The following is a 14,526-nucleotide window of genomic DNA, read 5'->3' on the forward strand; positions in this document are numbered from 1 at the left end:
GTTTTGCATTTTATTTACAAATGCAAACTTTTAAAGCCAATTATAATTCCTGTTTTTTTTCTTTAGTGTCAACCATATTTTTGATAATCTTTTTAAGACGCTGAAAAGTAAATGAACTTAACAATAAAATGATCCCAAGAGCAATGAATGCACTGATTCTTGAAATATTATCCATTTGCCACACATCATAACCGTAAAGTTTTAAAGCCATCAGACCAATCAGGGCAAAGCCAACTTTGTTGTATTCCTGGATGTTTTTCCTTAATCCTATATAAATAAACAGGCTCGCAAGGATAGTCCAGATGATAGGCAAGTAAAGTATATTGAAATGATTTTTTACGGCATAAGAATCAGTTAGGTTGTGCGATGTGGCCAATACATACAAGTGATGGAGTTCATAGCTGATGGAAACAGTGAATGCTAAAGAAATGATCCAGTATGATATTTTTGAATGATGAAATGCTGTATCAGGAATAATTTTTAGTGATACATATATAAAAGGTATCCATTGAAGTAAATGCAGTATATAGAAACTGTTATGAAGCTGTTTAGATATGATATCTGTAACTACTGATGTGGTGGCAACAGAAATATTGACCATTACAAAGAAGAATAACAGGTAGATTAGTCCGGTTTGAAGATCTTTGGCAATACTCAGTTTCTTTCTGAAAAATAACAAGATGAAAATATAATAAATACTGTATAATAACCCTACACTGGTTATAGCAGCCCATGGCATGCTATTAATATGATAAATAATTTCAAGAAGTATAGCCGTATAAATAACCCCATAGCTTGCAGCTGTAATGAGGTCTTCAAAAAAAGTATGCGTCCCTGTTTCTGTTTCTTTGCTGCTTTTTAATAGATATAAATTGATTCCGATGGAAACAGTAGTTACCAGGCTTGTTAAAAATACAGGATTGAATATAATGCTGAGCTTGGTGGCGTTGAAATATTCACACCACGTAATAAGCTGCGCAAAAATAACCAAAGGGAAAAGCACATAAAAACATACTTTAAAAATTTTATAGCCAGTTTTTTTCCATATATAAAGAAGTAAAGTGGCTTCTATGGCCCAAACACTGGTAATAAGGTGGGCTTTGAACTGTAAAGCAACAGCTATTGTAATCAAGCTGACTGTTATTCCCGCAAAAACAGAAAATGAAATACCAAGGTTTCTTTTTCTGTATTCCCTGAAAAGAAGGAAGGCATTTACCAATGCAAAAATTAAAGGGAAGATGATAACAGGTTCATATTGTAATTCATTGAAGATATAAGTGAGACCTATAATACTTGAACAGTTAACAAGGGCGAGCATTAAGATGTCCGGAACAGCAAGTTCATTTTTCCTGAAGTAATGATGAAGGGCAAAAGTGTAGAAAATAACATAACTGATAAGATAAAAAGTAATGCTTAAAAGCTCAGGAAGATTTGCTGTCCAGTAAAAAAGATATATGCTGGTAAAAATATATGCTGTCCATCCCACACTTCTCCACTGCTGAAGGAAAGCAACGGCCAGCATTCCTATATTTAATAAGGTAATATAAGTGAAAAGAAATATGTAATTATTTTCTCCTGTACTAATCATTAAAGGTGCTGTAAAACCGCCAATCAGTGAAAAAATAATTAAAATTTCACTTCTGTAATAATAGGAAAGCAGGATGGCAGCGGCAGTAATTGCTGAAGTAATGACAAAAGCAATATTCTGGCTGAAAAGATGATATTCTCTGAAAGCGATTGTTGTTGTGAAATATAAAACGGCAATCCCTCCTCCGGTGATGATGGAAGCAAAAGTTTTATAATTTTTTCGGAGAAAATGTCCTGTAAGTATAATTATTGTTCCGGTACCAAAACCAATTCCTGCTCTCGCAGTTTCTCCGATCCAGTTTTTATCAATGGCGTATTTTACAAAGTAGCCTATTCCGAGAACTAAAGTAAAAATTCCAATAACAGTAAGGATATTCTGTTTTAAAAATTCAAAAACAGGATCTAGCCAGTCTTTTTGAAGCTTTGACGGTTCTTCTCTGTTTCTGCTGGGGAGAATAGCTTTTCCGTGGGATTCATGAATTGGTGTTGGCGAAGTAATGGTTTCTTCAGACGTAATTGCTTCCTGCGGGATCTCAGGATGTATCGTTTGTTTATTGATCTTTGAAGTAAGGTCAGATACCTCTTTTTCAAGTTTCCGGATCTTGGTGTTCAGGTTGCTGAAAATGATGGCAATAATTATGATCAGGATCACCGCAAGATACTCATTCATTACATAGTTTTTATCAAATATAAAGAATTTTAAAATGGTGCTGAAAAATTAACCCATCGTGATAGGGACGATGGGTTAACGATATAGATAACTAACAATATGTTCTTATTAATTAGATACTTTGTAAATGTAGAATGAAGAAACGGTGGAACCTAAAATTGATAAGTTCAGAACATTACTTCCTGTAAGGCCAAAACTTATTTTATCACCAGCCTGGAAAGAGTACAAAGAATTTATATTTGACTCGGAAATTGTTAAGCTTACCAGTCCTAAATCAATACCTGTAAACGGTCGGGTATCAATAATTGTACCTACACCACTTCTTGTTCTTGCTATTCCGATACCATAACCGTTAACAAGAAGATTAGCCTGTAATCCTGTTCCATATCGGAAATTATAGCCTATTAAATAAACACCTGTAGATGGAATGATAAAAGAACTGTCCGTATCAGAAAACATACTTGCAGATCCTATACTTCTATCAGTTGCCTGGAAATTGACAGGTCTGAAGGTTGATGGAAATAATGTAACATCCACAAGGCTGATTCCGGCTGTTTTTTTAGCAGCAAACATTCCTGAATTAACATTGGCAGCTCCTATTAATAATTGTGGATCCATAGCAAATACTTCTGTACTGCTATTGTCTTGAACTAAAAGTTGGTATCCGGGTACTGTAGTTGCAGCAGGAGTGTTTCTAACTCTCATATTTCCATTTACATCCAAGGTAGCTGTTGGAGTGGAAGTGTTAATTCCTACTTGGGAAAATAGCGGTAGAGTAGCAAATGCTACAATTAGGCTGTAGATTTTAGTTTTCATGATCAAGATTTTTATTTAGCTGCTAACAAATATACGACAAAAATTATACTCTACATTGTGAAATTTTTACTTTTTGTATTATTATGATATGAAATATTTAAACATATGTTTGTATTTTATAGTATATAATTACATATTCTATTTACGAATTATTTTTTTACTATTTTTCTAAAGTGGTGTCTGTCAGGCTTTTTGTAAAATAAAATATCCCAGTTGTGTGGGTTATTTTATTAGAGTTATACTGTTTTGTAAATGAATGATTTTGTAGTAAAATATTTTTATTTTAAATCTTATTTAAGTGTAAAATCCAAAAAAAAACACGGCTATTTAGCCGTGTTTTTAATAAATTTGTAACCAATTTAGCTCTCTAAAAGGAATTCTTTGTAGTTTCCAAGAAAATCAACATCCGCGTTAATGGATTCAAGTTCTTTCAGCGCATTCCCGTGGAGTACATCTTCCCATGGGCCTTCTACATTAATAAAAAAGAAATAATTGCCTAATCCGGTCTTCAATGTTCTGGATTCAATCTTGCTGAGGTTCATCTTTCTCCATGCAAAAACAGATAATACCTGATGGAGACCTCCCGGATGATCTTCGGGAAGGGTAATAAGCATCCCTGATTTTTCTCCTAATGTTTCCAGCTGGCTGTTATCATACTTGTTTTGCTGTTTGGAGATAATGATAAAGCGGGTGTGATTTTGTTCAAAATCCTGGATATTACGGTTGACGATGTTCAATCCATATAAGTTGGCTGCAAACTGATTGGCTACTGCTGCAATTTTGACCTCTTTGTTTTCTGAAACAAATTTAGCTGCAGCCGCAGTAGAAGAAAAGTCCTGTTTTGGAATTTCCTTATAATGATTGTCTAGAAAATGGAAGCTCTGAGCCAGTGCCTGCGGATGAGAATAAATCTTTTCTATTTCCTCAATAGAATTTTCAGGATGAATCATCAGGTGGTGGGCAATCGGCATTACAGCCTCAGCTTCAATTTTAACGGACGGTGTCTTATACAGATAATCCAGCGTCATTGATACAGTGCCTTCAATGGAGTTTTCCAAAGGAACAACGGCTTTAAGGGCGTCTCCGCTTTCTACTGCTCCAAAACAGTCCAGAATGCTTGCTTGTGGTAAAAGCTCGTCATCAGGAAAAAGCTGTGCAGCAGCAAGCTGGGTAAAGCTGGCATGAGGCCCCAAAAATGCAATCTTCATAAGTAAATATAAGGTGTTGTTATAATTAAAAGACAAAGGTGCGAATTATAGTTCAAAGTTTAAGGGAAGAGTGTCCAAAGTTTGACGTTTAAAGTGTAAGGTTACGGAATATCAAGATCCGATCCTTCATTTTCTGTATTACCTCCCTCAAGCCTTTATAATTTTTACTCTGTAGTCTCTTTCCAGTTAGCTTCAATCATTTCCATCAGAAAATCCGGACATTTGATAATTTTATTTGTTTGGGCATCTAAAAAGAAAAGGGTAGTAGATGCTTCAGTAATTTTAATATGCTCTTCATTGTAAATTTCATATTCAAATTCTATTCTTACCCCAGGAATTTTTTTTACATAGGTATGGATTTCTAATTTTTGATCATATAAAGCCGGGCGGATATACTTAATTTTATAGTCTGAAACAGGTAGCCAAATTCCTTGGTTTTCAATTTCATCGTATGAAATTCCTATGCTTCTGAAGAGTTCAACTCTGCCTACTTCAAAGTATTGAGCGTAGTTACCATAGTATACATATTTCATGGGGTCTGTTTCTGCGTAACGTACTCGTATTGAGTGTGTTGTGTGTATCATTTTAGGTCTTAAATTATACATACAAATATATTTTTAAATAATCAATACCTGCAATATTTTTTTTTAAAAAGAAAAAATTGGACCTTTGTCTCCCTTCTAAAAACAGTACAAACAAAAGAATTAATCAGGGCATAAAAAATGGATGACAACTTAATGATGATATGGCAGAAGTGCCTTCAGTTTATGCGCGATAACTTGAACGCAGCTGAAGATAATTCTGACCTGAAAAAACTTGAAAAATCTTTCGATATGTTATTTGATAAGGTACAGCCACTTTCACTAGTGTCTAATAACCTTACACTTATCGTACCGAGTGATTTCTACAAGGAATATATTGAGGATAACTATTTGTCCTTACTTTCTGCTGCCCTGAAGAAAAATGTAGGAAAAGGAGTGAAATTATGGTATTCTGTAATGGAAAACAGACCGAAAGGTGAAGAAAAACCGGTTACCATGAACATGAAGGGACAAAGTGTTCCTACTCCAAAAACACAGGAAACAATGCCACAAGGATTCTCTGCTAATATTGTAAACCCTTTTGTGGTACCTGGAATCAGAAAAGTAAATATTGATTCTAATCTGAAACCAGACTATTCTTTTGACAGTTATGTAGAAGGGGAAAGCAACAAATTTGCTGCTACCGTAGCAAGATCTATTGCTAAAAGACCGGGAGCTACAGCATTCAACCCATTATTCTTATATGGAGGATATGGAGTTGGAAAAACCCACTTGGGCCAGGCCGTTGGTCTTGAAGTAAAGAATCAGTTTCCAGACAAAGTTGTTCTTTATCTATCTTCAGAAAAATTCATCCAGCAGTTTATCTCTGCTGCGAAAGCACATAAACAGACAGAGTTTGCCAACTTCTACCAAATGGTGGACGTATTGATTATTGATGATATTCAGTTCTTATCAGGAAAATCGGCAACTCAGGATAGCTTCTTCCATATTTTCGATCACCTGCATCAAAATGGAAAGCAGATCATCCTTACCTCTGATAAAGCTCCAGCAGATATCATGGATATTCAGGACAGAATTGTTTCCCGTTTCAAATGGGGGCTTTCTGCAGAGATCAAATCTCCGGATTTATCCACAAGAAGACAGATCATTGAAGACAAATTAAGCAGAGACGGAATTGTTCTTCCCGGAGATATGCTTGATTTCCTTGCTGTTGAAACAAAAACAAACGTAAGAGAATTAATTGGGGTTATTAACTCTGTAATTGCTTATTCTACAGTATATAAAAGAGATTTAAGTCTTGAATTATTGAAGGAAACCATCAACAGAATTGCAGCAAATCAAAAGAAAGTTATCAATATTCCTTATATTCAGGAAGTGGTATGCGATTACTTTGGAATCAAAAAAGAACAGCTTCTATCTAAAACAAGAAAAAGAGAAATCGCTTTACCAAGACAATTGGCCATGTATTTCTCAAAAGAGTTTACCAATTCCACATTCACTAAAATTGGTGAAGAAATGGGCGGAAAAGACCATTCTACAGTAATGTATGCCTGTGATACCATCAAGGATGTTTCCAAAATTGATAAAGAAATCAAGAAATATGTTAAAGACCTTACTGAAAGAATAAAGCAGTAAGCTCCATCTTAACTTAGAAATATTAAAAAATGAAGAATAGTTGTATTCTTCATTTTTTATTTAGATTTGTTGAAGCTAATAAACGTTAATTGCAGTTGAATTATTAAATATCACACTATGAGAATCCTGATGGTTTGCCTTGGAAATATATGCAGAAGCCCTTTAGCAGAAGGAATTATGAAAACAAAAGTACCTGAAAGCTTTGTGGTAGATTCTGCTGGAACGATCTCTATGCATGAAGGTGAACATCCGGATAAAAGAGCCATTAAAACCGCTGCCCATCACAATATTGATATTTCCAGACAAAGATCAAGACCCATCACAAGAAGAGATTATGAAACTTTTGATAAGATTTACTGTATGGATATAGACGTAATGGAAGATGTTATTTCCAAAGCTAAAAATGAAGAAGAACGTCAGAAAATATCATTATTCCTGGAAGTCTTGGGAGATCATAAGAATGCTGAGGTTCCGGATCCTTATTGGGGAGACATGAAAGACTTCGAAAATGTTTTTCAGCTTTTGGATAAAGGGTGTGATGCCATCAGCAAACAAATCTTAATACCATAACCATGAAAAGACTGCTGTTATTATTTGTGCTAAGTTTCAATTTATCTTTTGCCCAAGCCAAAGATGAAACAGAAATCCGTAAAGTTATGAATGACTTTATGGAAAGTATTAAAACCCGGAATGAAACTCAATATCTGTCATTATTTCAGGAACCGGTACTCTGGACTGGGATTTACAAAGACAGAACGCAGGCCAAGCGTCTGGAGAAAAATCCCAAGGCTGAATATTATTTTGCTGATGATTACAAAGCTTTTATTAAAGGCTTTAAAGATGACAAGTCTGAAGAAAAATTTGACAATATTAAAATCGTTGAAGATGGAGCAGTAGCTTCCGCCAATTTCGACTACAGTTTTTGGTATGACGGTAAAATGGAAAACTGGGGAAAAGAAATATGGACGCTGATGAAGATTAACGGAATCTGGAAAATCACTTCTGTTACCTTTTCCATGGACCTTGCAAAATACTTCCCACAACCTTCACTAAACGAAAGAACTAAAAAATAAAACAATGCTTTTTTTACTCCCTGCTTATTTATCAGAAAATACCTCTATTACTCATTTTGCACCTGTTATCAAAGAATATATTATGCAAACGGATTACTTCTTTGTAGAAAATGAGAAAACGGCCAGAAAAGTCGTTAAATTTTTTGCTCCCGAAAAAAAGCAGGCAGATCTGAAACTGTTTTTATTGGATAAGTATACGGAAAATGCAGATATTAAAGAAGCACAGCAGCTGATGTTGAAAGGTCAGGACTTTGGATTGCTTTCAGAGGCAGGATTGCCATGTATTGCAGATCCTGGAAACCTGATGGTAAAATGGTGCCATGAGAAAAACATCCAGGTAGTTCCTGTTTCAGGGCCTTCATCCATTATTCTGGCTTTAATATCCAGTGGATTCAACGGGCAGGAATTTACTTTCCATGGTTATCTTCCGATTGATAAAGGAGAGAAAAAGAAGCAGATTCAGCATTTGGAAAGTCTGGTTCAGAAAACCGGTTATTCCCAGATTTTTATGGAAACTCCTTACAGAAACAATCAGCTTATTGAAGATCTTACCAAGTTCTTATCTCCCAATTCGAAGCTTTGTATTGCTGCCAATATCAATGATCCCGAGCATGAATTTATCAGAACAAAGACCATAAAAGACTGGCAAAAACAAAAGCCAGAACTTCATAAAGTTCCGGCTGTATTTGTATTGGGAAAATAAAATAATAGCGATGAAAAATAATCCGTTTCTTACTGTTCTTCTATTGTTTTGTATTCAGGTATTGCTTATTAAATACTTGGATTATATAGACTTTGAAACTGAAGGGGGGGAAGGGTTGCATATTGCTTTTATTTGTTTTTTTATTCCAACCGTTTCTATAATTCTTAATTTGTTTACGGGAGAGTCCAGGTATAAAAAATCATTCAGGTATTTTACTTTTTTTATAGTGATTGCTTCCCTTTTAATATTTGTGGCATTGTCTTATTTAGGGGCTTTAGGAAAAGCTTATCAACATTAAAGAATATGAGAAAAACGGTCATAGATTATCTGAATTTATTTCTTACAGGCGTTTTTATCGTACTGGTTCTTCTCTATGGGATTGCTTTGCTGCAGAAAAAAGAATTCAATAAAATAAAGTGGTCTTCGGAAATAATAAGCTTAGGATCGAATTCAACGGATGAAAAGGCGGGTATGTTGAAGATTCTAGATGCTGTTTTTATCAATACTTTCAATTATTCTGAAAATAGGCTGAATAACAATTCTCCAAGATTAATTGTTTCAAAAGGACCCGATTCCGCCTATTTCTGGTCACAGAATGACCTGTTACCCGATTCTTTATCCCTCAGATACTTTTCTGTTGAAGAGAAAAAGTTTTATCAGCTGAATACAAGGCTTTCTTTAGATAAAAAACAGAATTCTTTGGAAAATAAAAGTCCGGGAGCAGATTTGAGGCTGGAAGTTCAGCCAAAAGGGAAGGTTTCCTTGAAAATTAAACCGGTGGGAAACCATCATGCCGGATCCGTATTAATAGGAAATTTCCAGGCAGAAGAATTTCCGGGAACGTTGAAAATGCTGGTATATAGAACGTATGCTAGGGAAGAATATAATGATTTCCCTTCTCTGAAAAGTATTTCGGATTATTCAGATATTCTTACTCAAAAATATACCTGGATGGTGAAAATTGAAACTGAAAATACTGAGAAAGTTTCAGAAATTTCAGCTTATGCTTTTGATGGAAAATCAATGAGAATGGATGGCGACACCTTTGAGAGTGCAAAGTTAAGATATATTCCAAACAGATTTTCTATTGATTGGGGTAATACGCAGAAATATGGAAGTAACTATTCTTTTGACGGCCAGGAAATCTTGAACGCTTTTAAAGACTTAAATCAGATAAAGAGTAATGAGCCAGTGCTAATTACTTTTAAATTGGTTAAAAATGCTTTTCCGAAAGCTGAAATTTCTAAAGGTGGAAAAACAATTCTGTTAAAAGACGTTTATCCGGATCTTCCTACAAAATATGCCCATTAAAATAAAAACCGAACCTCTCTGAAGTTCGGTTTTGTAATTGTATAAGGAAAACCTACTGTTTTTGCTTTTTCTTTTCCATTTTCTCCATATAGCAACGATAGCAGGAATCAGTAAAAAGAAAGGCCAGAAAGAAATAATTCCTAATAAAAAGGCTACAAAACTGTTCCAGCCTTCTGTAAGGGAGTCTACAAAGCGACTTCCAAAACCAATTTTTGAAGTGGCGGAACTTCTTACTTTTTCTTTATATAAGCTTAGATCTAAAGTGCTGTAATTTACACGGTCATCAATAAAGCGTAGTCTTCCCTCAGCTATATCAATTTCATCTTCCAGACCGCGGATTTTTTCCTGTATTTCCAGCATATCTTTTGTGGTGGCAGCACTTTTAAGCATATCCCTGTATTTTTCGAGATAAATTTTTTTGTTAGCCAATTTTATGGATACATCAGTATATTCTTCTGTAACATCATCTGATGAAATATTTTTAGACAATACAGAACCTACACCATCAGAAAATGAATTAATAAGTTTATCGAAGTTTTTATGAGGTACTCTGATGGTTAAATCAAGATTTTCATCTACATCTGTATTTCGAAATTCCTCTTTTTGAATATAAGCATTGTTATTTTTTAAAATTTCATTGACGAGGGTCTGCGCTTTTTTTATTTCACCAACTTGAATTCTCATATTCCCGTTTTTGATGATTTTCCGGGATATACTATCCATTTTGTTAGATCCGGAAGAGGGTGTATTGTCTGTTTTAGCATTCACTAAAGAGACCTTGTTCAGAGTTGCTTCGTCTTCTGCTATTATTGGAGTAAAGGCAGCATTAGCAGAATTCTTATCACTATTAGACTTGCTACAATTGACAAGAGCGAAAAAAAGTAAGGGTAAAAATAAAGTTCTCATGAAAAGTTAATTTTTTATGAATACTATCAAAAACCATGCTTAGAAAAATAAATGCTCAGGAATTGTTTAAAAGCATAAACTAAATATATTAATATCTGATCCCGGTTTTTTTCAGGATAAAGCCTAGCAGCCATATCGGGCCAATCAGAAGAAACTGGATATCCTTCAGAAATGAGGGCTTTTTGCCTTCAATTTTATGGTCTATCAATTGAAAAATCCATGTAATGGCAAAAATACTGAGATAAATGAGCCATGACTTCTTGCCCATACTAATATTGGTAAGGTAAATGAAATGTTCAGCCAGAAGCATTATAAAGATCATAATAAGGCCAATGAGGAAAGAAAGCCGTAAATAATATAAACTGATAAGAGCAATTGCAATTAAACTGATGATACTGATGCATCCGAAATAGGCAACACAGAAGTGAGGGGAAGGAATCAGGGAAATGAACCCCAGAATAGAACAAAAAATCAGAGGTACACAAAACCAATGAATGAACTTGTTGGTCGCATTTCTATGGCTTTTACTATATTCTGCAAATAATAAATCAACCTTTCTCATACTGACAGGAATTGGATTGATGCTAAAATAATAAAATTTTGTAATCAGTGATAAGTTTGCTTACATTTGTGTTATGTCTGCCTTAGAAAAGTTCGGAGTTGAAATTTTTACGCAAAAAAACATTTTCGAGAGAATTGCTGTTGATAAGCCTTTCCGTCCCGATAATCCGGCTTTTATTTTCATTAAATCAGGAACTATAAGACTTCGCCAGCACTTTAGTGATCTGGAAGTTTCTGCCAATATGTTTATGGTAACCGATCCGCAAACCATTTATGAAGTGATATCGGTGACTGACGATTTTCAATCCAGAATGGTTTCTTATAAAAGAGAATTTATCTCAGCTTTATCTTTAAAATTCAACAGGCTGATTACGTATCGCTATTTCAGGCAGCAGATGAATAAGGGAGTTCCATTTCCTGAAAATGAAATGGAGGTGGTATGGAAAAGTGTCAATTTCCTAAAATACATTTTGGATTCTGAGACTGATATGCTCTACAAAAAAGAAATGGTGGAACATCTTTTCTCTGTTTTCTGCTACCAGATGGCCGGAATTATCTCGAAAGAAGATACTAATTCTATGAATCAGATGTCCAGGCAGGAAGAAATTGTCTTTGTTTTTCTTACAGACCTTGCCGAATATCATCTTACAGAAAGAACTGTTGAGTTTTATGCCGAAAGACAGTCTATTACAACCAGACATCTTTCATCTGTCGTTAAAGAAGTGACAGGAAAGTCTGCCAGCCAGATCATTGCTTTAATTGTGATGAATGAAGCCAAAGTACTCCTGAACTCTTCCAATAAACCTGTTTCAGAGATCTCGTCTATCCTTGGTTTTAGCGATCAGTATGCATTTTCTCACTTTTTTAAAAAGCATATGGAAGTGAGCCCCAGACAGTACAGACATCAGTTCGAAAACTAAAATCCTACATTTGAACATCTTTTTCCAAAAATCAAACATTTGATTGATTTTGTTGTTGTCCTAACTTTGTATCCGTAAAACAAGGTAAAATGACAAAGAAAATAAAAACAGCACTATCAGTTCTGATAGCAGCTTTTCCTGCGCTGTTTTTTTCGCAACAGGTGAAACAGATGACCGCAGGTGAGATTGCCGAACTGGCAATTCAGAATCATCAGCAGTTGAAGGTTTCAGCGCAGAATATTGATATTGCCAAACAGAATATCAATGTCGCAAAGCTTCAGAAACTTCCAACCATAACAGCTTCTACAAGCCAATTCTATTTGGGGGATGCAGTAGCCATTGATAAAGACTTTTCAAATTCTACAAAAGTACCTATGCCTCATTACGGAAGTTCGTATGCGGTTCAGGCCACACAACTGATCTTCAAAGGAGGACTGGTGAATAAATCCATTGAAATGGCGGGGCTTCGTGAACAGCTTTCTGAACTGGATCTGGAGAAAAATAAGCAGGATGTGAAATTTTTAGTGATTTCCAATTATCTGGATGTGTATAAGATCATTAACCAGGAAGAAGTTTTTCAGAATAATAAAAAGCTAGCCCAGGAACGTCTTAAAAATATCCAGAAGTTCTATCAGCAGGGAATGGTGACCCGAAACGAAGTAATTCGCGGTGAGCTTGCTCTTAAAAATCTGGATCAGGGAATTTTAACGCTATCAAACAATAGAAAGATCCTTACTTACAATTTAAATATTGCTTTAGGTTTGCCTTCTGACACAGAAATAATTCCCACTGAAAGTCTGGAAAATAAAGCATCCGGAATCGGGATGGATTATTATATGGATCTTGCGCACAACAGCAATCCCGCATTGAAATCGGCACAAAAAAATATTGCGGTAGCGGATAAGAATATTGAAATTATTAAAACCGATAACCTGCCTACGGTAGCAGGATTTGGCGGATATACCTTACAAAGACCAATTACTACGAGAAACCCTGTTTTGGATATGTATTCAGGAGGTTGGCAGACAGGTGTTTCTCTTAGTTACAATATCGATACCCTGTATAAAACAAAGGAAAAAGTAAAATTAGGAGAGCTGCAGAAAAATCAGGCGAATGATGCGATGACCTTGGTACAGCAGAATGTAGATATGGGAGTGAATGCGGCCTATACCAAATACCAGGAAGCGATTCAGCAGGCAGATATTTTAAACGATTCCAAGAGGCTGGCAGAGGAAAACTATAAAATTACCGAAGCTAAATATCTGAATCAATTGGCTGTGCAGGCAGAAATGATTGATGCACAGAACCAGAAACTGCAGTCAGAACTGGATTATGCCAATGCAGAGATCAATGTTTTGTATCAATATTATAACCTTTTGAAAGCTACGGGAACACTTTAATTTTTTAAAACTGAAATCAACACAATGGAAAACAAGGAACAAACAACTCAAAATACTACGCCTGCTCCCGCAAGACCAGCGGCAGACAGCAAAAAAAAGCAGAACAAGAAAAATAAAATCAGAGCAATCATTTCCAATATCATTGTTTTTCTGGTGATCGGATTCGGGCTATTTTGGCTGATCCGTGAATATTTTCATATCGGAAACAAAACCTATACGGAAGCGGCTCAGGTAGAAGAATTCATTAATCCTATTAATACAAGGGTTTCTGCTTATATCAAAGAAATAAAATTTATTGAGCACCAAAAGGTTAAAAAAGGAGATACGCTGGTTATTCTGGATGAACGTGAAATCCTTACCCAATTAGGACAGGCTGAAGCAGCTTACCAGAATGCAATGGCTCAGAAAACGGCAACCAGTTCTTCGGTAAATACCGTTTCCAACAATATTAATGTAATGAAATCTAATATTGCCGGAGCAAAAGCAAGACTTTGGAATGCAGAACAGAACCTTAACCGATATAAAAATCTTTTAGCTGCAGAAGCGGTAACAAGACAACAGTACGATCAGGTAAAAACAGAATATGATGCCCAAAAGGCTGCCTATGAAACATTGGTGAATCAAAAACAATCGGCAAACCTTTCCACTACAGAAGTCAAAAGCAGATTAGGAATCAATGATGCAGAGATCAAAAGAACAAAATCTGCATTGGATATGGCAAGAATCAACCTTTCTTACACGGTTATTACAGCGCCTTATGACGGAGTGATGGGAAGAAGAACAATTTCCGAAGGCCAACTGATTCAGCCGGGTCAGCAAGTGGCAACCATCGTATTAAATGGTCAGAAATGGGTAACTGCTAACTTCCTTGAAAGCCAGATGCCTAATATTAAAGTAGGAGAGAAAATGATGATGACAGCAGATGCTTTGGGTGGAAAACAGTTTGAAGGAGTGGTTACTGCTGTTTCTGCAGCTACCGGATCAAGATATTCAAGTGTACCGACAGATAACTCTAGCGGTAACTTCATTAAAGTACAGCAGAGAATTCCTGTGAGAATTGAGTTCACAGCTTCTAATAAAAAAGAAGATCTTGAGAAGCTGAGCGCAGGGATGAATATGAACGTGAATATTAATAAAGACTAGAAGATGGAAGATATCAGATTCCAGACATATGCAGTGTGAAAGGCTATGGTT

Annotated in this window: 15 protein-coding genes; 9 read left to right on the forward strand and 6 right to left on the reverse strand. The window is 35.5% G+C overall.

Translation table 11 applies throughout. The features are described from left to right. Positions 1 to 40 precede the first annotated feature (40 nt). The 4 genes from EG339_RS14280 to EG339_RS14295 all read right to left on the reverse strand — a co-directional run bounded on the left by EG339_RS14280 (position 41) and on the right by EG339_RS14295 (position 4,865). Positions 41 to 2,257 (reverse strand): DUF2339 domain-containing protein, encoded by a 2,217-nt coding sequence (locus EG339_RS14280; RefSeq protein WP_123870647.1) that lies wholly within the window; start codon positions 2,255 to 2,257, stop codon positions 41 to 43. A 108-nt stretch (positions 2,258 to 2,365) separates the two neighbouring features. Beyond that, on the reverse strand, positions 2,366 to 3,073 hold the full coding sequence (locus tag EG339_RS14285) for a hypothetical protein (protein ID WP_123870648.1): 708 nt from the start codon (positions 3,071 to 3,073) through the stop codon (positions 2,366 to 2,368). Positions 3,074 to 3,432: 359 nt separating this feature from the next. Further along, positions 3,433 to 4,281, reverse strand: a complete 849-nt coding sequence (gene pheA, locus EG339_RS14290) for a prephenate dehydratase (protein ID WP_123870649.1) — start codon at positions 4,279 to 4,281, stop codon at positions 3,433 to 3,435. A 164-nt stretch (positions 4,282 to 4,445) separates the two neighbouring features. After that, positions 4,446 to 4,865, reverse strand: a complete 420-nt coding sequence (locus EG339_RS14295) for an acyl-CoA thioesterase (protein WP_123872687.1) — start codon at positions 4,863 to 4,865, stop codon at positions 4,446 to 4,448. A gap of 138 nt (positions 4,866 to 5,003) precedes the next feature. On the opposite strand from EG339_RS14295, the gene dnaA reads away from it, so the two are divergent. From dnaA to EG339_RS14325, 6 genes are all read left to right on the forward strand, one after another. Further along, positions 5,004 to 6,458, forward strand: a complete 1,455-nt coding sequence (gene dnaA / locus EG339_RS14300; protein ID WP_045495212.1) for a chromosomal replication initiator protein DnaA — start codon at positions 5,004 to 5,006, stop codon at positions 6,456 to 6,458. Positions 6,459 to 6,575: 117 nt separating this feature from the next. Beyond that, complete coding sequence (locus tag EG339_RS14305) at positions 6,576 to 7,028, forward strand: low molecular weight protein-tyrosine-phosphatase (protein ID WP_123870650.1); 453 nt, start codon at positions 6,576 to 6,578, stop codon at positions 7,026 to 7,028. 2 nt (positions 7,029 to 7,030) lie between these two features. Beyond that, entirely contained in the window at positions 7,031 to 7,531 is a 501-nt protein-coding gene (locus tag EG339_RS14310; RefSeq protein WP_123870651.1) for a nuclear transport factor 2 family protein, read from the forward strand. Between the two features lie 4 nt (positions 7,532 to 7,535). Next, the gene (locus EG339_RS14315; protein WP_123870652.1) at positions 7,536 to 8,234 is read left to right on the forward strand and encodes an SAM-dependent methyltransferase; all 699 of its coding nucleotides are present in this window, start codon (positions 7,536 to 7,538) and stop codon (positions 8,232 to 8,234) included. 10 nt (positions 8,235 to 8,244) lie between these two features. Next, positions 8,245 to 8,532 carry a hypothetical protein gene (locus tag EG339_RS14320; protein ID WP_123870653.1) on the forward strand — a complete coding sequence of 96 codons (288 nt, stop codon included), beginning with the start codon at positions 8,245 to 8,247 and terminating at the stop codon, positions 8,530 to 8,532. A 5-nt stretch (positions 8,533 to 8,537) separates the two neighbouring features. After that, entirely contained in the window at positions 8,538 to 9,545 is a 1,008-nt protein-coding gene (locus tag EG339_RS14325) for a hypothetical protein (RefSeq protein WP_123870654.1), read from the forward strand. On the opposite strand, the gene EG339_RS14330 is transcribed toward EG339_RS14325, so the two are convergent. After that, entirely contained in the window at positions 9,501 to 10,451 is a 951-nt protein-coding gene (locus tag EG339_RS14330) for a DUF4349 domain-containing protein (protein WP_123870655.1), read from the reverse strand. The two genes, EG339_RS14325 and EG339_RS14330, sit on opposite strands and share 45 nt — an antisense overlap. Before the next feature lie 88 nt (positions 10,452 to 10,539). Continuing rightward, complete coding sequence (locus EG339_RS14335; protein WP_123870656.1) at positions 10,540 to 11,013, reverse strand: Mpo1 family 2-hydroxy fatty acid dioxygenase; 474 nt, start codon at positions 11,011 to 11,013, stop codon at positions 10,540 to 10,542. Between the two features lie 73 nt (positions 11,014 to 11,086). Here EG339_RS14335 and EG339_RS14340 point away from each other — a divergent pair, with 73 nt between their 5' ends. The 3 genes from EG339_RS14340 (at position 11,087) to EG339_RS14350 (ending at position 14,475) form a co-directional block, all read left to right on the forward strand. Beyond that, positions 11,087 to 11,932 carry a helix-turn-helix domain-containing protein gene (locus EG339_RS14340; protein ID WP_123870657.1) on the forward strand — a complete coding sequence of 282 codons (846 nt, stop codon included), beginning with the start codon at positions 11,087 to 11,089 and terminating at the stop codon, positions 11,930 to 11,932. Positions 11,933 to 12,021: 89 nt separating this feature from the next. After that, positions 12,022 to 13,332, forward strand: a complete 1,311-nt coding sequence (locus EG339_RS14345) for a TolC family protein (RefSeq protein ID WP_123870658.1) — start codon at positions 12,022 to 12,024, stop codon at positions 13,330 to 13,332. Between the two features lie 24 nt (positions 13,333 to 13,356). After that, the gene (locus EG339_RS14350) at positions 13,357 to 14,475 is read left to right on the forward strand and encodes an HlyD family secretion protein (protein ID WP_123870659.1); all 1,119 of its coding nucleotides are present in this window, start codon (positions 13,357 to 13,359) and stop codon (positions 14,473 to 14,475) included. The last annotated feature ends 51 nt before the right edge of the window (positions 14,476 to 14,526 follow it).

Source organism: Chryseobacterium bernardetii, from assembly GCF_003815975.1.
Lineage (GTDB): Bacteria > Bacteroidota > Bacteroidia > Flavobacteriales > Weeksellaceae > Chryseobacterium > Chryseobacterium bernardetii.